Origin of the sequence: Stenotrophomonas maltophilia, from assembly GCF_900186865.1 — a bacterium.
GTDB classification, from domain to species: Bacteria; Pseudomonadota; Gammaproteobacteria; order Xanthomonadales; family Xanthomonadaceae; genus Stenotrophomonas; species Stenotrophomonas maltophilia.
This window is the reverse complement of the sequence record NZ_LT906480.1, coordinates 109,520-131,027: the sequence shown is the minus strand read 5'-3', so window position 1 is coordinate 131,027 and position 21,508 is coordinate 109,520. Positions and strand designations below refer to the sequence as shown.

Sequence of the window (21,508 nt, the reverse complement as noted above, 5' to 3'; positions counted from 1 at the left end):
GGGCATGGCAACCCCGTTGCCGGCCCTACCCCGTTTCCCCCACGGTTCCCCAAGGAGAATCACCATGAACCGCAAGCTCACCCTGCTCCTCCCGCTGGCCCTGATGGCCGCCTGCAGCCAGACCCCGGCACCGGCCGGCACCGGCGGCGACGACGTGGCCCCGGCCGCGGCCAAGGCAGCAGACCAGCAGACGCTGGCGCACCTGGATGCGCAGCGCCTGCAGAGCCAGCACTGGCTGCTGCAGCAGGCCACCGGCGCCGACGGCAAGCGCATCGACGCGCTGTTCGCGCGCGAAGACAAGCCGGTCACCCTGGACTTCGCTGATGGCCGCCTGTCGGTCAGCAACGCCTGCAACCACATGGGTGGCGGCTACACCCTGGCCGACGGCAAGCTGACGGTCAGTGCGATGGCCTCGACCATGATGGCCTGCACCGACAAGGCGCTGATGGCGCTGGACGAGGCCGTGTCGAGCCGCCTGCAGGGCGAGCTGAAGGCCGAGCAGGATGCCGATGGCAAGCTGACCCTGACCACCGCCAAGGGTGACAAGCTGCTCTTCACCCCGGAACCGACCGCTGAAACCCGCTACGGCGGCGCCGGCGAAACCGTGTTCCTGGAAGTGGCTGCGAAGACCGAGAAGTGCTCGCATCCGCTGATCCCGGACTACCAGTGCCTGCAGGTGCGCGAAGTGAAGTTCGACGACAAGGGCCTGAAGCAGGGCGAGCCGGGCAAGTTCGAGAACTTCTACGGCAACATCGAGGGTTACACCCACGAAGACGGCGTGCGCAATGTGGTGCGCGTGAAGCGCTACGAGGTGAAGAACCCGCCGGCCGATGCGCCGTCGCAGGCGTACGTGCTGGACATGGTGGTCGAGTCGGCCATCGAGAAGAAATAAAGCGATGGAAGGGCGGCCGAGAGGCCGCCCTTCTTCATGGTCGGTAGTGCCGGCCGCTGGCCGGCTGCCCTGCGCGGCACTGCCAACACACGGATGCGGCCGGCCAGCGGCCGGCACTACCCGGATGCATCGGGAGATCGGCATGAAGCACGTCCCCGCCCTCATCATTGCTGCGCTGCTGGCCATGTCCGCGAATGTGGCCGCTGCCAGCACGCCCGGTACGCCCGGTACGCCCAGCACGCCCAGCACGCCCAGCACCGATCAGCTTGAAGCACACCTGTGGCAACTGGTGCGTGCCACCAACGCGCAAGGAAAGCGCATCGACGCGTTGTTCGTCCGCGGTCGCGCGCCCTACACACTGCGCTTCCAGTCCGGTTTCATGAGCGAGTTGAACCTGTGCAACCACGTCAGCAACGAGTACCGGCTGCAGGGCAACCTGCTGATCCTGCGCAACAGCGTGCAGACCACAGCGCTATGCGTCGATCAGAGACTGCCCACGCAGCAGAAGCTCGCCGGAAAGCTGATGCACGGCGAAGGCTCGGCACCGACGCTTGCGCTTGACGACCGCGGCGCGCTGGTGCTGCGCAACGCGAGGGGCGACACCGCAGTGTTCGAACCGGCGGCGCTGCAAGCGGATGGAAGGTAGGGCCGGCCGCTGGCCGGCATCTTCCCTGTGTTGCCGCCGTTGCCTGCAGCAGCCGGCCCGCGGCCGGCTCTACCCTGTGTGCTGCTCAGCCCAGCGCCGGGTTCAACGTGTAGGTGCCGTGCAGTGCGGCTTCGGCCAGCACGTGGCCGTGCATGGCGCGGTACGCGTCGGCGGCGGTGAAGCGCTGCGGCAGGTCCAGCGACGCCACGTCCAGCGCGAATACCCGGAAGAAATAGCGGTGCATGCGCTCGTCGTTGAACGGCGGATACGGGCCGTCATAGCCCAGGTAATCACCGGCCATGTCCGGGTTGCCCGCGAACCAGCCAGTGAAGTCGTTCAGGCCCTGGCGGCTGCCGGCCGGGCCGGCGGGTGCGGGCTTGCCCTTCACCACGAAGCCGTCGCTGCAGCTTCCAGCGGCGATCTCCTGCACCGTGGCCGGGATATCGGCCATCACCCAGTGCACGAAATCGCAGCGCGGCTGGTCGCGCGGCACGCTCATGTCGCTGCGGCCAACCGTCTCCGGCACGGTCGGTACGTCCGGGTCCACGCATACCAGCAGGAACGAACGGGTGCCGGCCGGCGCCCCGCTCCAGGCCAGGTGCGGGTTGCGGTCCGGGGCGAAACCGTTGGCGTCGCCCGCGGCGAACTCACGATCGATCGGTGCGCCGTTGGTCAGGCTGTGGCTGGTCAACTGCATCGGACTCTCCTCACTCTTCCGGGTAACCCAGACGCACCGCAACCGGGGTGAGCTGGGCGAAGGCGGCGCTCATCACGTCGCGGTAGTTGCGCCAGTGGCCGGCCGGCAGGCGCGGGGCTCCCAGCTGTGCCGGCGGCGGCATCGGCCGCTCGAACAGGCGGCCCAGCAGTTCGGCCATCGCCTGCGGATCGTTGCCGATCTGGTCGATGCGCAGCAGCACGTGCGGGTACAGGTCGTCCTCATGCAGCGTGGCGATCTGGGTCAGCGCGCGGGTCAGCCATTCACTGGCTTCGGCCAGCGACGTCATCGCCAGCGGCGCGGCGGCACCGTAGGCCACCCAGTCCAGCAGCATGTCGCGCGGGTCGCGCAGCACCAGCACCAGGCGGCCCTGCGGCAGCTGCGGGCGCAGCGCCCACAGCAGGGCGTTGTCCCACCACAGCAGCCAGTCGATCACGGTGTCGCTCTGCAGGCCACGTGCCGGCAGCTGTTCACGCCAGCGCTGCACCAGCCGCTCCGGCGTCAGCACGCCTGAGGCCAGGTCCTGCAATGTGTTGTAGTTCTGGAACGCATCATCGGGCGGCGTGTTGGTGTAGCGGTCGCTGCGCAGCACCGGGCTGGCAGCAGCCAGGCCGGTCGCCACCCGCTCAACGCCCGAACCCGGCGGGCCCCAGAGGAAGATCGGCGCGGAGCTGGCATCGCCGTCGATGCTGCCCTTGTCCGGCCAGCTCGGCGGGGACTTGGCCTGTGGCGGCAGTGGCAAGCGCTGCGGCGCCTGGTCAGCCTGCAGCGACAGCCAGGTGCGCAGGGCGTCCTGCGGCTGCCCGGCGCGGTCCTGGATCTCGCCCATCCACGTCCGCAGGTCGGCGCGATGCTCTTCCGGCGCCAGCTCGATCAGCGCCTGCACGCGGGCCACGGCGGCGGCGGGATCGCGCTGCAGCAGGCCTTCGACCAGCCGGGTCTCGCCGCTGACGCGGCCCGGTTCCAGGCTGACGATGCGTTCGGCGATCGCTTCGGCCTGAGCATGTTCGCCGGCCATGTCATGCAGGCGCAGGCGCGCCTCCAGGACCGGCAGATGCGCGGGCATCGCCGCCATCCAGCGCTCGACCGCGGTCACGGCGCTTTCGCTGCCCACCTGCTCGATGGCCAGCCGTGCCAGCCACACATCGTGCAGCTGGTCATCGGTATCCAGTACCGCATCCAGGCGTGCACGCGCTTCATCCTCGCGCCCCAGGCGCTGCCATGACATCAGCAGCAGCTGCAGCACCTGGCGGTCTTCCGGCTGCGTCTCCAGCAGCGGCAGCAGGTAGTCCAGGGCCTGCAGCGGCTGGCCATTGCGCAGCGACAGTTCACCCGCCAGGCGGCGCATCGACGGTACGTCCATCTCCGGCTGCTGCAGGGCCACCTGCATGGCTTCGGCGGCGGCAGGTACGTTGCCCTGGCGCAGTGCCAGCTGCACCACCAGCCCATGCAGCGAGGACAGCGACGGATTGAGTTCCAGCACGCGGCGGAACGACTGCTCTGCAAACGCCAGCATGTCCTTGCCCAGGTAGGCAAAGCCCAGTGCGTACAGCACGCGGGTATCGTCCGGCAGTGCCTTGCTGGCAGCCGACAGCAGCGCCAGTGCACGGTCGGCGTCACCGCGGCGCAGTGCAACCATGCCGTCGATGGTCAGCAGTTCCGGATGATCCGGCTCCACGCGCGCGGCCAGGGTGGAGATGCGCTGCGCTTCGTCGAAGTCATTGCGGCCGATTGCCAGGTGCGCCTGCATCAGATAGGCGGAGAACGAGTTCGGATCGAGGCCGGTGGTGCGCACCAGTGCTTCGTCGGCACCCTCGAACTGGCGCAGTGCCAGCAGCAGGCCGGCATGTTGCAGGTGCAGCTGGGCATCGTCCGGGGCCAGCCGCAGCGCCTGCTGCAGGGCCTCCATCGCCTCCTCGGCGTTGCCCTGCTGCTGCAGCGCAAGCGCCAGCCAGCGGTGGGCGTTGGCCTGGCCGGGTTCGTCACGGGTCCACGCCTGGGCCAGCTGCACGGCCTGGTCGGCCTGGTTCTGGCGCAACGCTTGGATGATCTGGTCTTGCATGGCAGTCCGGTTCAAGTGCAAAGCCGCATTGTAGCGGGCTGCGCGCTGTCGCCGGTTCAGGCCTGCAGGACCCGCTGCAGGCGCTGGGCGACCCAGCGCTCGGAGAAGCCGTCGCCGCGCCAGTTTTCGATGAACCCGCAGTGGCCGCCCCAGCAGGCGGTTTCCAGGCGCGCCTGGCCCGGCAGCTGCCAGTTGCTGAAGGTTGCGTACGGAATCACCGGGTCATCCTGCGCCATCAGGATGTCGGCCGGTACCTGCAGGGACGACAGGCGGTCGCCGGCGATCGAGTAGCCGTCGAAATAGGCCTGCAGCGAACCGAAGCTGGTGTGGCGCTCGACCAGCCAGGCGGTCAGCGCGCGGATGTCCAGCTTCAACACGCGGTCGTCGCAGTCGCTCAGCTCGGGGAACAGATCGCGCTTGCGGCGCAGCGAGCCGGCCCATTTGCGGCGGAAGTACCAGTCGTACATCGCCGGGCCGTTCTCGATGCTCTCCATCGTCAGCGCCGGGTCCAGCACCGGGCACACCGAGGCGACGCGCAGCAGCGGCACGCCGGCCGCCGGCGCGCGCAGGGCCAGGCGCAGCACGAAGTTGCCACCCAGCGAATAACCGGCGGCCACCAGCGGCAGCTGCGGCCAGCGCTGGGCGATATCGCCCGCGGCGTGCACTACTTCATCGATGAGATTGGAGTGGAAGATGCCGGGGTTCAGGTGATGGGTGTTGCCGTGGTCGCGGAAGTTCAGCCGCACCACGTCGAAGCCCTGCTCGATCATGCGCGCGGCGGCCATGCGCATGTAGCTGGATTCGGCACTGCCTTCCCAGCCATGCAGCAGCAGGGCGATGCCCTTGGGCTCGCGGCCTTCGACATGGCTGTGCCAGCCCTGCAGGCGCACGCCATCACCACCATCGAGGATCAGCTCTTCGCTGACCGCACCGGTGGCCGCCAGCAGCAGCAGGCCGCGCTGCAGGCGCATGCGGCTGGAGCTGAGCATCGACTGCAGGTGCGGATTGCGCAGCCAGCGCGGCGGCTGATAGTCAGCCGCATGCAGCGTCGGCGTACCGGCGTCCAGGACAGGTGGCGGGATCAGGGCCACCGCAGCCTCACCCGGCGCTCATGGCCGCCACGATGCGCGCGCGCGAGGTTTCCGCGATGCGCCGACGGCCTTCCAGGTCCTGTGCACCGATCGGCGCCAGGAAGTGCACTTCCGCACGTCGCGCCGGCTCGCCGAGCAGGCGCAGGAAATTGGCAAAGAAGCTCTCGTTCGGGCCGAACGCGACGATGGTCTGCGCGTCGCCCTTCGCCCCGTACACCAGGGCCACCGGCTGCACCGGCACGCCGGTCTCGACCGCGGCCTGGAAGATGCGGGCGTGGAACGGGCCCACTTCGTGACCGCCGCGGGTCCGCCCTTCCGGGAACACGCCCACGGCCTTGCCCTCGCGCAGGCGGTCGGCCATCACCTGCATCACGCCACCGAGCGATTCGGTGTTGCCACGCTGGTGGAAGATGGTCTGGCCGCGCGCGGCCAGCCAACCCACCAGCGGCCAGCTGGCGATCTCGCGCTTGGCGACGAAGCCCATCATGCGCTGGCTGTGCAGGATGCAGATATCCACCCAGCTGACATGGTTGGCCACGAACAGCACGGCACCGGGCAGCGGCGCGCCGACCTGCACCAGGCGGAAGCCGAAGATCCACATCAGCCCGCCCTGCCACCAGTTGACCACCTTGGCGCCGAAGGTCGCCTCGCCCACGCGCAGTTCGCCCCACGGCGGAAGCATGCCGATCAGGATGAGCGGCAGGAACACGATGATGTGGACCAACAGCAGCGGTACGCGGTACAGGTAACGGCACACACGCGCCACGCCGCCACGGGGGGCCGGAGTGGGGGAAGTCATCCGCGCACGATACCGGAGGGCCGTCATCGCTGCCAGCCGATTTAGGCCATAACCGCCATCGACCGGGGCAATCGGCGGGGAACGCTGGGTTCCGCTGCCGTCAACGAGCCCCAGGGGGGCTCAGCCGTGACCGGCAGCCACCACCGCCAGGGTCAGCCGCGAGATGCATACCAGGCGGCCCTGCTCGTCCTCGATGCGGATCTCCCACAGCTGGGTGCTGCGGCCGACGTGCAGCGCGCGGGCGGTGCCGGTGACCGTGCCCGAGCGCACGGCACGCACGTGGTTGGCATTGATCTCCAGGCCCACGCAGACCTGCTTGCCGGTATCCACGCACAGGTTGCCGGCGCTGCTGCCCAGGGTCTCGGCCAGCACCACCGAGGCACCGCCGTGCAGGATGCCGTAGGGCTGGCGGGTGCGCTCATCCACCGGCATGGTGGCCTGCAGCCAGTCCTCGCCGGCGGCACTGAAGACGATGCCCAGGGATTCAATCGCCGTGTTGCGGCTGAGCGCGTTGAGCTGCTCGATGGAAACGGCTTCGCGGAACACCTGGGCCATGCGGGTACCTTCAGAGGATGGGAACGAGACCGGCGCCGAATGCGGTCAGCATGCGCACCAGCAGCCACTTCGGGCCGACGTTGACTTCGGGGAAGTCGCCGACGGCGACGTAGCAGCGATGGAAATCAGGATCCTGCCGCGGCAGCGGCTGCGGGCACTCCGGGCCGGGCTTGAACTCGTAGTCGGTGGCGTAGCGCCAGGGCCAGAAATCAAGGATGGGCAGCGCTTCGGAGGCCTTGCCGACGCTGTAGTTCAGCCCCGACAGCACCGGTGGCTTGGCCCGTGGCGCCACCGTCCAGGAGTTCTGTGGGTGGGTGTCACGCAGGATGCTCTGCGCCAGTTCCTCGGCAAAAACCGGGTCGTCGATGATCACCGCGCCTTCGGTGTTGTAGTTCTCGCTGCGCGGATCGAAGTTGTGGGTGCCGACCACGCCGATGCGTCGGTCGACCACCAGCGACTTGGCGTGCAGGCCCATGCGCGCGCCCTTGCGGGTGACCGGCAACGGCTTGTTGACCGCCTTGCTGCGCAGGAACGACGGCCGCGTCTCGGTGCGCAGCAGGCGCGTTTCCACCTCGCTGCCGGCGGCGCGACGGCGTGCGCGTGCGTTGTCGTAGGCACCATCGCTGTGGCGATTCAACGGGCCCTGCCTGCTGCCGGCATCCGAACCACTGCTGCTGCCACCGCGTGCGTTGCTGCCGGCAGCACTGCCACCGATCAGCGGATTGCGACCGCCCTCGTCTTCCCCCCCGGGCGCAGCGATCGGGTCGGGCAGCAGGTTGCGGTAGTCAACCGGCGCGTCCAGCGGGAACGGCTTGTATTCGAAGATGTTGAAGCCCAGTTCGCGCATGTTGCGCCGCTTGTACTTGTACGACAACGCATACACGATCGGGTTGTCGGTCGCCGCCAGGCTGTTGCTGGACACCACCACGCGCGGTGGCTGCGGGCGCTTGCGCAGTTCACGGAACAGCTTCTGCGCCGGCTTGGACAGCACCAGGTACGGCGTCTGCAGGATCACTTCCTTCTGCGCACTGGCGATCAGCGCATCCAGCTGGGGCTCGGTCACATGCTGGCCGGCCAGCGGTGCATCGGCCTTCTCGCGGCGATGCTTGCGTGGCAGGTCGGCCACGTAGCGCACCGAAGCCACCGGTAGCGCGGTATCGACGAAGGAACGGGTGACGAACTCGGTGTCGTTGGCTTCGGCACTGACCCGCTGTACCCGTTCCGGGCGGCGGAAGCTGGCCGGCGGCAGCGTTGGCACGCCCTCGCGCAGCAACGTGCGGCCCACGTCGTTGAGGCGCTCGGCCGGCACGCTGCGGTGTGCGCGCCAGAACGCGTCGAAGTTGGCCGCCATCGCACGTGCTTCCGGGCCGGCGATCAGTACATCGCGGTCGCGGAAGTTGTACTCGCGGTCCCAGTCGTAATAGTCGTCCTGGTAGTTGCGGCCACCGACCACGCCGATCGCATCGTCGATCACCAGCAGCTTGTTGTGCATGCGCTGGTTGAACCGGCGGAAGCAGCACAGCACGCTGCCGGCATAGTCGAAGTAGTTCAGCCGGGCCTTGCCGAAGGTCGGGTTGTAGACCCGCAGCTGGAAGTTTTGGTGGGCGCCGGACAGGGCGCCGAGGATCTGCAGGTCGGAGATCGCCGAGAGCTGGTCGATCAGCAGCCGCACCTTCACCCCGCGCCGCGATGCGGCCAGCAGTTCGTCTATGACCAGACGGGCGCTGTCGTCCTTGTCGAAGATGTAGGTCTGCAGGTCGATGCTGCGGGTGGCGCTGCGCAGCAGGTTCAGGCGTGCGACCAGGGCGCCCTCGCCCTCATCGAGCAGGGTGGCGTAGTGGCGCGGTCGTTCCGGGGTGGATTCGGTGAATGCCCGGCCGGCCAGCGCCCGCAGCGGCGAATCCTGTGCACAGCGGTCTGCACGCTGGCAGTCGACCACGGTCGAACGTGCCTGCACGGCGATCGCCTCGGCGCGGTCGCGCTCGGCATTCGACAGCGATGCACAACCGCTGCCCAGCAACACGGTTGCCAGCGCCAGTACACGCAGCAGGAAGTTCACGGTTTCGGCGCCTCGCTCAGGCGCGCACGCAATACGAAAGTCACTCGGTCACTCAAGGCAAGCTGCCAGCTGTCCATGCCATACCGGCCTCGCTGCACGGTACCGCGGCTGACGACGTCGCAATCATAGCCGGGTCGGGCGCACTCCGCCTTCTCGACCTTCAGTGTCTCGGGGTGGCTGATCCCGCGCAGGGTCAGCCGGCCGTTGATGTCGCCACCGCTCTCCACGGTTTCCGGCCAGTACGGCAGCGAGTCGAACTCGACCACCGGATGGCGGCCGGCATCGAAGAACTCCTCGCCGCGCATCCACCCGGTATAGCGCGCCTTGCCGGGGATCTCGACCGAGCGCGTGAACATCTTCAGGTGCACCTGGTGGCGGCCGTCGGAGAGGATCTCGATGCGCCCTTCGAAGTGCGGGAACAGGCCTTCGATTCGCTGCCCGAAACGGGTGCGCACCTCGAAGCCGATCTGCGAACGCTGGGTATCCAGGCGCATTACCCGGTGCGCTTCGGCGACCACCGGTGGCAGGGTGGTCGGCGTGGGCACGGCCGCCCAGGCCGGGCCGAGTGCCAGCAGCGCGGGCAGCAGATAGCGGCTGCGCCGCGCCAGGCTCATCGGATCACGGCCACCAGAATGCGTTCAGGCTGGCCACGCCTGGCTCGATCGAGGCCTCGCGCGGGAAGCCGAGCACGGCGATGCCGGCCGGCGGCATGCCGCGGTAGTCGCTGCTGGTGCCCTCGGTCATCAACGCCACCAGCCGCTCCAGGCCCGGGTTGTGGCCGACGATCAGCACCCGGTCGAGATCACGGCGGTCGTCCACCAATGCCGCCAGGGTGCCGGGGGTGGCTTCGTAGATGCGGTCTTCCAGGCGCTTTTCCACGTAACCGATGGTGCCGAGCACGGCTTCCAGGGTTTCGCGGGTACGCCGCGCCGGTGAGCACAGCACGCAGTCCGGCAGCAGGTTGTTCTCCTTCAGCCACTTGCCGGCGGCTTCGGCTTCGGCGAGCCCCACCGGCGACAACGGCCGGTCGAGGTCGGCCTGGCCGGGGGTAGCCGGTTCGGCATGGGCATGGCGCAGCAGGATCAGTTCACGCATCGCGGGTTTCCATGAAGAAGAGGATGCAGCAGGAAGAGTGACGCAGGCATCAAAGCTTGAGCCAGGACAGCAGCGGCTCCCAGTCGGCCTGATGCTCCCGCACCTGGGCCGAGCGGTAGTCGAACAGGCTGCGGCCGAGGCCGGTCATGACCACGTAGCTCTGGCTGTCACGCAGCTGCGCGACCACCGGGTACGGCCATTCGGCCAGCATCTGCAACGCCTGCTGCGAGGTCTGGGTCCAGGGCTTGGTGCGGTTGAGGACCAGCCCCACCGGCAGCTTGCGGCTGTGCACCCGCGGGTTCTGGGCCAGGCTGTTGAGGAAGCCGACGATGGCTTCGATGTCGAGCGCCGAGGGCAGCACCGGCACCACCACCGCGTCGGCAGCGTCAAGGAAATGGGGGATATCGTCGGCCAACGCACCCGCCGGTGCATCGATGATGACGGTTTCGGTGCCATCGGGCAGCTTCTGCGCCCACTGCTTCTTCCGATACACATCAATGGGGAGCACCGCGCTTTCCAGCCCGGCCCGCCGTTGCGCCCAGCGGGTGCTGGAGCCCTGAGGGTCGGCGTCGGCGATCACCGTGGCCCTGCCCTGCAATGCCGCGTACGCGGCCAGGTGGGTGGCGACGGTGGTCTTGCCCACCCCGCCCTTGGAACCGGCCACCAGGATCGTCTTCATGCCAGCCTCGCTTCCGGGTACGTGCCCCGAGCGTACACCGGCGGTGGTGACGGGAGGTAGCACCGCGCTGAACCTGCGGCCATCGCCTTTGCTATCGTGGCGCCCCCGAAGGATCGAACCGGCATGAGCGAGCTGCAGGACCTGAGCGCACTGATCCGCGCCAACACCCCCCTGATCGTGATCGAGACCCAGGACGAGGGTCGCATCGTCGACCTGTTCCGGCAGACGCTGATGCACGTCTGGCGGGCGCTGCACCGGTGGTCGATCACCGAGGGTCTGCGCCGCATCGACCTGGACAGCGAAGACCCTCCGGTCGGGCCACCCGATGCCAGCGCGGCCCTGCAGATGATCCGCCAGGCGGACCAGCGCGGGGTCTACCTGCTGCTCGATTTCCACCCCTACCTGGGCTATGCCAGCCACCAGCGCGCCCTGCGCGACCTGATCCAGCGCCGCCACAGCGAACCGCATGTGCTGGTGCTGATCGGCGCCAAAGTAGAACTGCCGGCCGAGCTGGAAGCACTGGCGGTGCGCTTCAACCCGCGCCTGCCCGATGCCAACGCCCTGCTGAAGATGCTGCGCGAGGAGGCCGACACCTATGCGCGCGAGCATGGCGGCCGCCGGGTAGAAGTCGACAGCGAGGCGGTGAAGAAGATCCTGAAGAACCTGCAGGGCCTGAGCCTGGTCGATGCCCGGCGCATCGCCCGGCAGCTAATCTACGCCGACGGCGCGCTGCGCGACGACGACCTGCCGCAGCTGGCACGGCTGAAGTTCGAGCTGCTCAACCGCAGCGGCCACCTGTTCTTCGAGCATGACAGCGCGCGGTTCGGCGACGTGGCCGGCGCCAACCGGCTCAAGCGCTGGATCAACCAGCGGCGTGTGGCGTTCATCGCTGGCTCCGCACCGGCCGGGCTGGACCCACCGCGCGGCATGCTGCTGCTGGGCGTGCAGGGTTGCGGCAAGTCGATGCTGGCCAAGGCCACCGCCGCCGGTTTCGGCGTACCGCTGCTGCGCCTGGACGTGGGCGCGCTGTACAACAAGTACCACGGCGAGACCGAGGCCAACCTGCGCCAGGCCTTGGCCTCGGCCGAGCAGCTGGCGCCCTGCGTGCTGTGGATGGATGAAATCGAGAAGGGCCTGGCCAGCGGTGGCGAGGACGGTGGCGTGTCACGCCGCGTGCTGGGCCATCTGCTGACCTGGATGGCCGAGCGCAAGGCACCGGTGTTCATCGTGGCCACTGCCAACCAGGTGCACGAGCTGCCTGCCGAGCTGCTGCGCAAGGGCCGCTTCGACGAGATCTTCTTCGTTGACCTGCCTTCGCCGGAGGTGCGCGTGGAACTGCTGCGGCTGCACCTGGGTCGGCGCCAGCTCAATGCCGACGACTTCGCGCTGCCAGCGCTGGCGGCCGCGGCGAATGGTTTCTCAGGTGCGGAGATCGAGCAGGCGATCGTGGCCGGGCTGTATGCGGCGCACGCCGAAGGGCGGCCGCTGGATACCGAGCTGCTGATGAACGAGATCCGTGCGACGCGACCGCTGTCGGTACTGATGGCCGAGCAGGTCGAGGCGCTGCGGGCGTGGGCATCGGGGCGGACGGTTTCCGCGGACGATTGAGGGGTTTCCAGCGAACGGCGCAGCCCCTCGTGGCGGCTGGTTGGCTTTGAACATCAAAAGCCGCGCTTGGCCGGGCGGGGTGGATTCGCGGGGGACGCCGTGAACCCGGCCGAACCCCTCCCTCAGGGCCACGCAGGCGGGGCCGCCGCCCAGGCCTGCTGCACTTCGGCCAACGACGCGCGCTCATCCTCGCGCCACTGCGGCAGCAGCTGCGCGTAATTGGCACTGGTGCTCCATTGCGACGGCTCGGTACGCACTGCTGCGGCATACCACTGCACGGCCTCCTGTTTCTGCCCCATCCGCCATAGGGCCAGCGCGTACGTGGGTGGCACCCAGCTTGGCTTGCTGCGCGCATTGCCGGCCGACGACAACCATTGCTCCAGCGCCGCCTCCGGCTTGCCCTGGCGCAGCAGGTCCCAGCCATAGTTCCAACGCACGCTGCGGCCCGCGCTGCTCTGTGCCGGCGCCTCCTTCAGGGCCTCGCCATACAGCTGGTCGGCCAGCTCGGCACGGCCCTGGGAGCTGGCCACCGAAGCCAGCTGCACGGTGGCTTCCACCGCGCGCCGGCCGCGCTCGCGCAACCTCACCAGCTGGGTGACCAGCTCATCGCCCTCGCCCTGCATCGCCACCATCGGTGCCGCCGCCAGGTCGCTGTCGAAGTAGAACTCCTGTGGTGCCGGCATGACCGGCGCGGCCCACGCCGTGGCCGCTCCCGAGGCCAGCAGCACGCTGGCCAGGATCTTTCCTGGAACTGACATCCCTTCTCCCCAGGCTGCACAACCGCAGCCTCCCTCTCTCGCCCCGATCCTAACCCCAGCAGCGGCGCGGGCGCGAGTGCCGGGCCCACCACGGCCCCGCTGCTACAATTCGCGCCTTTCCCGCCGCGTGCCCGCACGCGGCCGGTGCCAGCCGATCCTACCGGGCCAGCCATGACCAGTACCGCGCAACTCACTTCGCCCTCCTCCGCCGACCTGCTCGACCGTGATTACACGCTCGACCACAAGTACACCCGCAACGAGGGGCGGATCTACCTGAGTGGCGTGCAGGCGCTGGTGCGGCTGCCGCTGATGCAGCGCCTGCGCGACGCCGCCGAAGGCATCGACAGCGCCGGCTTCGTCAGCGGCTACCGTGGCAGCCCGCTGGGTGGCTTCGACCTGGAACTGTGGCGCGCGCGCAAGCATCTGGAAGCGGCCAAGGTGAAGTTCACCCCCGGCCTGAACGAGGACCTGGGCGCCACCATGGTATGGGGCACCCAGCAGACCAACCTGTTCCCCGGCGCCAACGTGCAGGGCGTGTTCGGCATGTGGTACGGCAAGGGACCGGGCGTGGACCGCTGCGGCGACGTGTTCAAGCATGCCAATGCGGCCGGCACCTCGCGCTATGGTGGCGTGCTGGCACTGGCCGCCGATGACCATGCCTGCCGCAGTTCGACCCTGCCGCATGGCAGCGAGGACGAGTTCGTCAGCGCGATGATGCCGGTGCTGAACCCGGCCGGCGTGCAGGACATCCTCGACATGGGCCTGCTGGGCTGGGCGATGAGCCGCTATACCGGCCGCTGGGTCGGCTTCAAGACGATCGCCGAGACGGTGGAATCGTCGGCCTCGGTGCAGGTCGATCCGATGGCGCGCCGCATCGTGCTGCCGGAAGACTTCGAGATGCCGTCGGGTGGCCTCAACATCCGCTGGCCGGACCCGCCGCTGGACCAGGAAATGCGCCTGCACCGCTATGCGGTGAAGGCCGCGCAGGCCTTTGCCCGCGCCAACGGCATCGACAAGGTGGTGATGGATGCGCCGCGCGCGCGGCTGGGCATCGTCACCACCGGCAAGAGCTACCTGGACGTGCTGCAGGCGCTGGAGTACCTGGGCTTGGACGAAGCCGCGTGCGCCGACATCGGCATCCGCGTGTACAAGGTCGGCATGACCTGGCCGCTGGAACCGCAGGGCATCGCGCGCTTCGCGCAGGGCCTGGAAGACATCATCGTGGTGGAGGAGAAGCGTGCCTTCATCGAGCGCCAGATGAAGGAACAGTTCTTCAACTGGCCGGCCAGCTGGGGCCAGCGCCCGTCCATCGTCGGCAAGTACGACGAGAGTGGCGAATGGATCCTGCCGTCCACCGGCGAACTGACCCCGGCCACCATCGCCGGCGTGATCGGCCGCCGCATCCAGAAGTTCTTCAACAACGAATCCATTGAACAACGCCTGCAGTGGATGCAGCAGAAGGAAGCCGAGCTTGCGTTGCCGCGCGCCAGCTTCCCGCGCGTGCCGCACTACTGCTCGGGCTGCCCGCACAACACCTCCACCCAGGTGCCGGAAGGCTCGCGGGCACTGGCCGGCATCGGTTGCCATTACATGGTGACCTGGATGGACCGCAGCACCGACACCTTCACCCACATGGGCGGCGAAGGCGTGACCTGGGCCGGGCAGGCGCCGTTCACCGATACCCCGCACGTGTTCCAGAACCTGGGCGACGGCACCTATTTCCACAGCGGCTCGCTGGCGATCCGCCAGGCGGTCGCGGCCGGCGTCAACATCACCTACAAGATCCTCTACAACGACGCGGTGGCGATGACCGGCGGCCAGCCGGTGGACGGCCCGTTGAGCGTGCCCGACATCGCAAAGCAGATGCGCGCCGAAGGCATCCACACCATCGTGGTGCTGTCGGACAACATCGGCAAGTGGACCGGCCAGCGCGAGCACTTCCCCAGCGACGTGGAGTTCCACGACCGCAGCGAACTGGAGGAGGTGCAGAAGCGCCTGCGCGAAGTGAAGGGTGTTTCGATCCTGATCTACGAACAGACCTGCGCCACCGAGAAGCGTCGCCGCCGCAAGCGCGGCAAGCTGGAAGATCCGCAGAAGCGGGTGCTGATCAATTCGCTGGTCTGCGAAGGTTGCGGCGACTGCGGCAAGAAGAGCTTCTGCGTGTCGGTGCTGCCGAAGGAAACCGAGTTCGGGCGCAAGCGCGAGATCGACCAGTCCAACTGCAACAAGGACTATTCGTGCGTGAACGGCTTCTGCCCGAGCTTCGTCACCGTACACGGTGGCCAGCCGCGCAAGGGCAGCAAGCGCGATGCCTCCACGCTGCTGGACAACCTGCCGGCACCAACCATCCGCGGCACGCTGGAACAACCCTGGAACATCCTGATCACCGGCGTCGGCGGTACCGGCGTGGTGACCATCGGTGCACTGCTGGGCATGGCCGGCCACCTGGAAGGCAAGGGCGCGACCGTGCTCGACCAGACCGGCCTGGCGCAGAAGGGTGGCGCGGTGACCACGCACATCCGCATCGCACGCCGCCCGGATGACATCCACGCCGTGCGCATCGCCGCCGGTGAAGCCGACCTGGTGCTGGGCTGCGACATGGTGGTGGTCAACGACTACTGGGCGCTTTCGAAGGTGCGCGCCGGCCGTTCGCAGGTGGTGCTGAACACCTACGAAGCGATGCCTGGCACGTTCACCACCCGTCCGGACATGCAGTTCCCCGCCGCCGACATCATCGCCGGTGTGCGCGTAGCCCTGGGCGGCCAGGAGCCGCTGCTGCTCGATGCCACCCAGCTGGCCACCGCGCTGCTGGGCGATGCCATCGCCGCCAACCTGTTCATCCTCGGCTACGCCTGGCAGCAGGGCCTGGTGCCGCTGTCGTTCGAGTCGCTGATGCGCGCCATCGAACTCAATGGCGCCGCCGTGGCGATGAACCAGCAGGCCTTCGCCTGGGGCCGCCTGGCGGTGGTCGACCCGCAGGCCGTACAGCAGGCCGCCGGCCTGGTGCACAACCGCCACACCGATACCGAGTCCACCCCCGGCCCGCTGCACCCGCTGCCGCCGGGCGAGTGGGAAGGCAATGAATGGGGTGCGACCGCGGCACCGCGCAACACCGGCGACGAACGCGAGCTGCGTGGCCTGCCCTCGCACGGTGGCGACGTGGCATTCCTGCCGCTGGACGACGCACGCCTGTCGCGTTCGCTGGACGAAATGATCGAGCGTCGCGCCGCCTTCCTGGTCGATTACCAGGACGCTGCCTATGCCAAGCGCTACCGTGATCTGGTGGCACGCGTGCGCGCCACCGAGGCCGAGCGCATCGGCGGTTCCACTGCGCTGACCGAGACCGTCGCCCGCTACCTGTTCAAGCTGATGGCCTACAAGGACGAGTACGAAGTGGCCCGCCTGTACACCAGCGGTGACTTCCAGCGCCGCCTGCAGCAGCAGTTCGAGGGCGATTACCAGTTGCGCTTCCACCTGGCGCCGCCGCTGTTCGCGAAGAAGGACGAGCAGGGCCGGTTGCTGAAGAAGGAATACGGCCCGTGGATGTTCAAGGCCTTCGGCCTGCTGGCCAAGCTGAAGTTCCTGCGTGGCGGCCGCCTGGATGTATTCGGCCGTACTGAAGAGCGGCGCATGGAGCGCCAGCTGATCGCCGATTACGAAGCCACCGTGCAGCTGCTGCTGGATGGCCTGGAGGACGGCCGCCTGGCCCTGGCGGTGGAGATCGCCAGCGTGCCCGAGCACATCCGCGGCTTCGGCCACGTCAAGGAAGCGCACTACGAACAGGCCAAGGCGCGCGAGGCTGCCCTGCTGGCGCAGTGGCGCAACCCGAAGGCGCTGCATATCGTGCAGGTGGCTTGACGCGGCGCTGCGTCATGGAAAGGCAACCTATAGGTTGCATAGCGATATAGCAATCGATAGGTTGCCTCCTCAGCGAGAAAGCGATAGGTTGCTTGTCGTAAAGCAACCTATCCTTTGCGTACGCGTTGGCGTACGGTCATCTTTCCTTGAGGACTGCCGGTATGGACAGGCCGCTGCACACAGTGAGGACAGCCCAACAACTTGCGCCCCTGATGCGTGCTTTCCGGCGCCAGGCGGGCCTGAGCCAGGCTCAGCTGGCGGAGCGACTCGGGATCAGCCGCCAGGCAGTGGGCGCGCTGGAACGCGACCCTGCATCGGCAAGTTTTGAACGCCTGATGCGGATCTGGGCGGTGCTGGGTCTGGAGGTCAGCCTCCAGCAACGAAGTCCCCAGGAGAACACGTCGTCATTGGAGTGGTGAGCCATGGGTACGCTGCAGGTCTGGATGAATGGTGTGGAAGTCGCACTTTGGGATGATGTCCGGAACGGGTCATCCCGGTTGTCGTATGTCAGCCAGTGGATCAGCTCGCCCCAGTCCCGACCGTTGTCGCTCTCTCTACCCCTGCTCCCAGATGGCGAGAGCCATCGGGGCAACGTCGTCAACGACTACTTCGATAACCTTCTTCCCGATAACGTCGCCATACGCAACCGGATCCGCGACCGGTTCGCCACGCGCGGCAGCGATACGTTCGATCTTCTTGAAGCCATTGGACGGGATTGTGTCGGCGCAGTGCAGCTGTTGCCGCCAGCGCATCCACCCGAAGACATCCAGCAGATCACGTGCGAGGTGTTGGACGAAGCAGGTGTCGCTACGATCCTGCGTCAGGTGACGACAGGGAACCTGCCTGGCGCACCCAGCCGTGATGATGCATTCCGCATTTCCATCGCCGGTGCGCAGGAAAAGACCGGTCTTCTGCTGCATGCTGGCAAATGGTGCATTCCTACCGGCAACACACCATCCACTCACATCTTCAAGCTGCCGCTTGGCATTGTTGGCAACATGCGGGCAGACATGCATCAGTCCGTGGAGAATGAATGGCTGTGCATGCATCTGCTTTCCGCCTTTGATATCCCCGTGGCCGAGACGCAGATGGGCCGCTTCAACGACCAACGTGCTCTCATTGTCGAGCGGTTTGACCGTCGCCTGTCTGCCGACCGCCGGTGGTGGCTGCGACTGCCACAGGAAGACATGTGTCAGGTCTTTGGTCTGCCGGCTGCCAGAAAGTATGAATCCGATGGCGGCCCCGGTATCGTTCCGATCATGGATCTGCTTCGACAGTCCGAACACCCCGAGGATCGCGCGATCTTCTTCAAGACGCAGATTCTTTTCTGGATGCTGGCCGCAACCGACGGCCATGCCAAGAATTTCAGTGTTCACTTGGAAGCCGGTGGACGCTTCCGCCTGACGCCCGTCTACGACGTGCTGTCGGTATATCCCATCCTCGGCAGGGGACCCAATCAACTCGATCCACGAAACGCACAGCTCGCCATGGCCGTACATGGCAAGAACCGCCACCGGAAACTGCACCTTGTGCGACGGCGGCACTGGAATGAAACCGCGCGCGCCTGCGGCGTTGCCGATGGTGCAGAACCATGGATCAAGACATTGATCGCGGCCGTCGAGCCCGCCATCCAGCAGGTCACCCGTCAGCTCCCGGATGACTTCCCCTCAAACGTGTCCGAACCGATTTTCAACGGACTTCGTGCTGCGGCAGCACGCCTTTCCAGCATGGCCCCCGAGGCTTGATCACCCCAACCGCCACAGCAGGAGGCGGTTGTTGGCCGGCATCGCCACGTCGCGCAGGCGGGTGAAGCCGTTGTCCTCGGCCAGCGCCTGCACGGCTTCCACATCGCGTATGCCGCTGCGCGGGTCACGTGCCTTCAGCCACGCATCGAACTGCGCGTTGCTGTCGCTGGTGTAGCGGCCGCCGTAGTTGAACGGGCCGTAGACCGCCAGCAGCGCACCGTGGCGCAGCAGCGGCGGCAGCGCGGCAAACAACGCCTGCACGTGCTCCCAGCCCATGATGTGCAGGGTATTGGCAGTGAACGCCGCATCGAACGTGCTGCCCTGTGGCACGCTGAGCCCGGGCGCCGGTGGCAGTTCCACCTGCAGCGCCGCCGGCGGCAGCAGGTTCAGCAGCGCCGCCTCGGCGCGCCAGGCCTCGATGCCGGGCAGATGGTCCGGGTGATCGCTGGGCTGCCAACGCAGCCACGGCCAGCGCTCGGCGAAGAAGGCCGCATGCTGGCCGGTGCCACTGCCGATCTCCAGCACCCGATGGCGGTCGCCCATCCACGGGTCGAGTGCGGTGGCGATGGGTTCGCGGTTGCGCTCGCAGGCTTCTGAATACGGCTTGCTCGACATCAGGACGGGGTCCGGGCGGGGTCGGCCCCATTGTGCACGAGGGGGTGTTGCTCGGCAGGGCTTGCAGCCCTGCACCTGCTTCAAGCCACAGCAACGGCAACAGCCACGTCAAATTCAAAAGCGGGCTTTCCGTGGGATGGCGGGGTGGGTCCGATTGAGGGGGACGCTGCAAGTACGTCCATGTAAGCTCGGTCGCCGCATCCATGCGGCTCACGCCCCCTCAACCGGACCCACCCGCCTTCGACAGTTGGCCGCGATCTGTCGGAAACACTCTTGGGGTCAGATTCGTTTTCCGCAGGAAAACGGATCTGACCCCCGAATTTCATTCGATATCTGACAGATGTGCCGACCAACGGTCGGCACCCACCAACAGCCACCGGCCAGCTGTCAGAGGTGGGGCGGTGTGGGTGGGCAGGACCGTTGGCGCCATGGATGGCGCCATCGAGCCCCCAGGGACGGGTTTACGGCGTGTCCTGCCCACCCACACCGCCCCGCCATCCCACGGAATGCCGCTCTGGCTCTGGCTTTGGCCGTTGCCGTTGCTCTGAGCAGGTGCAGGGCGCAGCCCTGCCGAAACACCCCCAACCATGACTGCAGTCACTTGTCCCCACGCCCCGCGCTGGCGAAAGTCGAGGAGTTGACGTGATCGGTCCGGCCCATTGCCAACCGCACGCAAGCGAGAGAGAGAAACGCTGTGCAACGACGTGAGTTCCTGGCTTTTTCCGGTCTGGGCCTGGCGGGCCTGCTGCTGCCGCATTCCCGTGCCATCGCCGTCGAGCAGCTGCTCGCCCCGGTCGATACCGCCCAGCGCAGGCGCCTGGCGGACGTGGCGCTGGCCGCCGCGCGCACCGCCAAGGCCAGCTACTGCGATGTCCGCATCGGCCGCTATCTCAACCAGTCGGTCATCACCCGCGAACACCAGGTCGGCAATGTGACCAACCGCGAGTCGTCCGGCGTGGGCGTGCGCGTGATCGTCAACGGCGCCTGGGGCTTCGCCGCCACCCATCAGCAGACCGAGGCCGCCGTGCGCGCCGCAGTCGAGCAGGCGGCCGCAATCGCACGCGCCAACGCCAGCATCAAGACCCGGCCGGTGCAGCTGGCGCCGACGCCGTCGGTCGGCGAGGTGCGCTGGAAGACCCCGATCCGCAGGAACGCAATGGCGGTGCCGATCCAGGACAAGGTCGAACTGCTGCTGGCGCTCAACGCCGCCGCGCTGAATGCGGGTGCCGACTACATCAATTCCACCCTGTTCCTGGTCAACGAACAGAAGTACTTCGCCTCCAGCGACGGCTCGTTCATCGACCAGGACATCCACCGCATCTGGCTGCCGTTCACCACCACCGCCATCGACAAGGCCAGCGGCAGGTTCCGTACCCGCGCTGGCCTGTCCTCGCCGATGGGCATGGGCTACGAGTTCCTCGATGGCGATGCGAGTGGCAAGGTGCAGCTGCCCGGTGGCATCACCGCTTACCGCGATTCCTACGACCCGGTCGAGGACGCCATCGCGGCCGCCCGCCACGCGCGCGAGAAGCTGAAGGCGCCGTCGGTAAAGCCCGGCAAGTACGACCTGGTGCTGGACCCGTCCAACCTGTTCCTGACCATCCACGAGAACGTCGGCCACCCGCTGGAGCTGGACCGCGTGCTCGGCTACGAAGCCAACTACGCCGGCACCAGCTTCGCCACCCTGGACAAGCGCGATGCGGGTTTCCGCTGGGGCAGCGACATCGTCACCTTCTTCGCCGACAAGACCCAGCCGGGCAGCCTCGGCGCCGTCGGCTACGACGATGAAGGGGTGAAGACGCAGCGTTGGGACCTGGTGCGCGACGGCATCCTGGTTGACTACCAGGCCACCCGCGACGAGGCCCATATCCTCGGCCGCGATGCATCGCATGGCTGCAGCTATGCCGATTCCTGGTCCAGCGTGCAGTTCCAGCGCATGGCCAATGTCTCACTGGCACCGGGCAAGCAGCCGCTCAGCGTCGAGGACATGATCAAGGACGTGGAGAACGGCATCTGGATCCACGGCCGCGGTTCGTATTCGATCGACCAGCAGCGCTACAACGCACAGTTCGGCGGCCAGCTGTACTACCAGATCAAGGACGGAAAGATCGCGGGCATGGTCGAGGATGCGGCCTACCAGATCCGAACGCCGGAATTCTGGAATGCCTGCACCGCCATCTGCGATGAACGCGACTTCCGCCTGGGCGGTTCGTTCTTCGACGGCAAGGGCCAGCCCGGCCAGGTCTCGGCGGTCTCGCACGGTTCGTCCACCACCCGCTTCAACGGCATCAACATCATCAACACCGCGCGCAGTCTCGGCGCTTGAGCCAC

18 protein-coding genes are annotated in these 21,508 nt (G+C 67.5%); 7 read left to right on the top strand and 11 right to left on the bottom strand.

All coding sequences use genetic code 11. The features are described from left to right. Positions 1-64 precede the first annotated feature (64 nt). Together CKW06_RS00580 and CKW06_RS00575 are read left to right on the top strand one after the other, a co-directional pair. Entirely contained in the window at positions 65-892 is an 828-nt protein-coding gene (locus CKW06_RS00580) for an META and DUF4377 domain-containing protein (protein ID WP_024956254.1), read from the top strand. A 142-nt stretch (positions 893-1,034) separates the two neighbouring features. Next, the gene (locus CKW06_RS00575) at positions 1,035-1,538 is read left to right on the top strand and encodes an META domain-containing protein (protein WP_024956255.1); all 504 of its coding nucleotides are present in this window, start codon (positions 1,035-1,037) and stop codon (positions 1,536-1,538) included. Between the two features lie 85 nt (positions 1,539-1,623). Here CKW06_RS00575 and CKW06_RS00570 read toward each other — a convergent pair whose 3' ends face one another. The 9 genes from CKW06_RS00570 to CKW06_RS00530 form a co-directional block, all read right to left on the bottom strand. Then, complete coding sequence (locus CKW06_RS00570; RefSeq protein ID WP_005407546.1) at positions 1,624-2,235, bottom strand: YbhB/YbcL family Raf kinase inhibitor-like protein; 612 nt, start codon at positions 2,233-2,235, stop codon at positions 1,624-1,626. Positions 2,236-2,245: 10 nt separating this feature from the next. Continuing rightward, positions 2,246-4,315, bottom strand: a complete 2,070-nt coding sequence (locus CKW06_RS00565; protein ID WP_024956256.1) for a tetratricopeptide repeat protein — start codon at positions 4,313-4,315, stop codon at positions 2,246-2,248. 56 nt (positions 4,316-4,371) lie between these two features. Beyond that, positions 4,372-5,361, bottom strand: a complete 990-nt coding sequence (locus CKW06_RS00560) for a YheT family hydrolase (RefSeq protein ID WP_024956257.1) — start codon at positions 5,359-5,361, stop codon at positions 4,372-4,374. A 52-nt stretch (positions 5,362-5,413) separates the two neighbouring features. Beyond that, entirely contained in the window at positions 5,414-6,205 is a 792-nt protein-coding gene (locus CKW06_RS00555) for a lysophospholipid acyltransferase family protein (RefSeq protein ID WP_024956258.1), read from the bottom strand. Between the two features lie 120 nt (positions 6,206-6,325). Further along, on the bottom strand, positions 6,326-6,760 hold the full coding sequence (locus CKW06_RS00550) for a hotdog fold thioesterase (RefSeq protein ID WP_005407542.1): 435 nt from the start codon (positions 6,758-6,760) through the stop codon (positions 6,326-6,328). A 10-nt stretch (positions 6,761-6,770) separates the two neighbouring features. Further along, positions 6,771-8,819: a phospholipase D family protein gene (locus CKW06_RS00545; protein ID WP_024956259.1), complete on the bottom strand. Its 2,049-nt coding sequence runs from the start codon at positions 8,817-8,819 to the stop codon at positions 6,771-6,773. Next, positions 8,816-9,433, bottom strand: coding sequence for a YceI family protein (locus CKW06_RS00540; protein WP_005407540.1), 618 nt, complete (start codon positions 9,431-9,433; stop codon positions 8,816-8,818). The genes CKW06_RS00545 and CKW06_RS00540 overlap by 4 nt, the downstream gene beginning before the upstream one ends. Positions 9,434-9,437: 4 nt before the next feature. Next, positions 9,438-9,914 (bottom strand): SixA phosphatase family protein, encoded by a 477-nt coding sequence (locus tag CKW06_RS00535; protein ID WP_005407539.1) that lies wholly within the window; start codon positions 9,912-9,914, stop codon positions 9,438-9,440. Between the two features lie 49 nt (positions 9,915-9,963). After that, a complete protein-coding gene (locus CKW06_RS00530) occupies positions 9,964-10,593 on the bottom strand; it encodes a ParA family protein (protein WP_005407538.1) in 630 nt (209 codons plus the stop codon). A gap of 123 nt (positions 10,594-10,716) precedes the next feature. On the opposite strand from CKW06_RS00530, the gene CKW06_RS00525 reads away from it, so the two are divergent. Further along, the gene (locus CKW06_RS00525; protein ID WP_024956260.1) at positions 10,717-12,201 is read left to right on the top strand and encodes an AAA family ATPase; all 1,485 of its coding nucleotides are present in this window, start codon (positions 10,717-10,719) and stop codon (positions 12,199-12,201) included. 122 nt (positions 12,202-12,323) lie between these two features. Here the strand turns inward: CKW06_RS00525 and CKW06_RS00520 are convergent, their stop codons facing one another. After that, positions 12,324-12,959, bottom strand: a complete 636-nt coding sequence (locus tag CKW06_RS00520) for a tetratricopeptide repeat protein (RefSeq protein ID WP_024956261.1) — start codon at positions 12,957-12,959, stop codon at positions 12,324-12,326. A gap of 171 nt (positions 12,960-13,130) precedes the next feature. Here CKW06_RS00520 and CKW06_RS00515 point away from each other — a divergent pair, with 171 nt between their 5' ends. The 3 genes from CKW06_RS00515 to CKW06_RS00505 all read left to right on the top strand — a co-directional run bounded on the left by CKW06_RS00515 (position 13,131) and on the right by CKW06_RS00505 (position 18,562). After that, positions 13,131-16,817, top strand: coding sequence for an indolepyruvate ferredoxin oxidoreductase family protein (locus CKW06_RS00515; protein WP_024956262.1), 3,687 nt, complete (start codon positions 13,131-13,133; stop codon positions 16,815-16,817). 161 nt (positions 16,818-16,978) lie between these two features. Beyond that, positions 16,979-17,236 (top strand): helix-turn-helix domain-containing protein, encoded by a 258-nt coding sequence (locus tag CKW06_RS00510; protein WP_005407534.1) that lies wholly within the window; start codon positions 16,979-16,981, stop codon positions 17,234-17,236. 3 nt (positions 17,237-17,239) lie between these two features. After that, on the top strand, positions 17,240-18,562 hold the full coding sequence (locus CKW06_RS00505) for a type II toxin-antitoxin system HipA family toxin (protein ID WP_038646246.1): 1,323 nt from the start codon (positions 17,240-17,242) through the stop codon (positions 18,560-18,562). Here CKW06_RS00505 and CKW06_RS00500 read toward each other — a convergent pair whose 3' ends face one another. Continuing rightward, a complete protein-coding gene (locus CKW06_RS00500) occupies positions 18,563-19,177 on the bottom strand; it encodes a DUF938 domain-containing protein (protein ID WP_038646249.1) in 615 nt (204 codons plus the stop codon). It abuts the gene before it with no gap. Positions 19,178-19,871: 694 nt separating this feature from the next. On the opposite strand from CKW06_RS00500, the gene CKW06_RS00495 reads away from it, so the two are divergent. Then, on the top strand, positions 19,872-21,503 hold the full coding sequence (locus tag CKW06_RS00495; protein WP_024956315.1) for a TldD/PmbA family protein: 1,632 nt from the start codon (positions 19,872-19,874) through the stop codon (positions 21,501-21,503). Positions 21,504-21,508 lie beyond the last annotated feature (5 nt).

Coding starts and splice junctions, on each gene's coding strand:
- CKW06_RS00580 (WP_024956254.1), top strand. CDS start 65: ATGAACCGCAAGCTCACCCTGCTCCTCCCGCTGGCCCTGATGGCCGCC.
- CKW06_RS00575 (WP_024956255.1), top strand. CDS start 1,035: ATGAAGCACGTCCCCGCCCTCATCATTGCTGCGCTGCTGGCCATGTCC.
- CKW06_RS00570 (WP_005407546.1), bottom strand. CDS start 2,235: ATGCAGTTGACCAGCCACAGCCTGACCAACGGCGCACCGATCGATCGT.
- CKW06_RS00565 (WP_024956256.1), bottom strand. CDS start 4,315: ATGCAAGACCAGATCATCCAAGCGTTGCGCCAGAACCAGGCCGACCAG.
- CKW06_RS00555 (WP_024956258.1), bottom strand. CDS start 6,205: ATGACTTCCCCCACTCCGGCCCCCCGTGGCGGCGTGGCGCGTGTGTGC.
- CKW06_RS00550 (WP_005407542.1), bottom strand. CDS start 6,760: ATGGCCCAGGTGTTCCGCGAAGCCGTTTCCATCGAGCAGCTCAACGCG.
- CKW06_RS00540 (WP_005407540.1), bottom strand. CDS start 9,433: ATGAGCCTGGCGCGGCGCAGCCGCTATCTGCTGCCCGCGCTGCTGGCA.
- CKW06_RS00535 (WP_005407539.1), bottom strand. CDS start 9,914: ATGCGTGAACTGATCCTGCTGCGCCATGCCCATGCCGAACCGGCTACC.
- CKW06_RS00530 (WP_005407538.1), bottom strand. CDS start 10,593: ATGAAGACGATCCTGGTGGCCGGTTCCAAGGGCGGGGTGGGCAAGACC.
- CKW06_RS00525 (WP_024956260.1), top strand. CDS start 10,717: ATGAGCGAGCTGCAGGACCTGAGCGCACTGATCCGCGCCAACACCCCC.
- CKW06_RS00520 (WP_024956261.1), bottom strand. CDS start 12,959: ATGTCAGTTCCAGGAAAGATCCTGGCCAGCGTGCTGCTGGCCTCGGGA.
- CKW06_RS00515 (WP_024956262.1), top strand. CDS start 13,131: ATGACCAGTACCGCGCAACTCACTTCGCCCTCCTCCGCCGACCTGCTC.
- CKW06_RS00510 (WP_005407534.1), top strand. CDS start 16,979: ATGGACAGGCCGCTGCACACAGTGAGGACAGCCCAACAACTTGCGCCC.
- CKW06_RS00505 (WP_038646246.1), top strand. CDS start 17,240: ATGGGTACGCTGCAGGTCTGGATGAATGGTGTGGAAGTCGCACTTTGG.
- CKW06_RS00500 (WP_038646249.1), bottom strand. CDS start 19,177: ATGTCGAGCAAGCCGTATTCAGAAGCCTGCGAGCGCAACCGCGAACCC.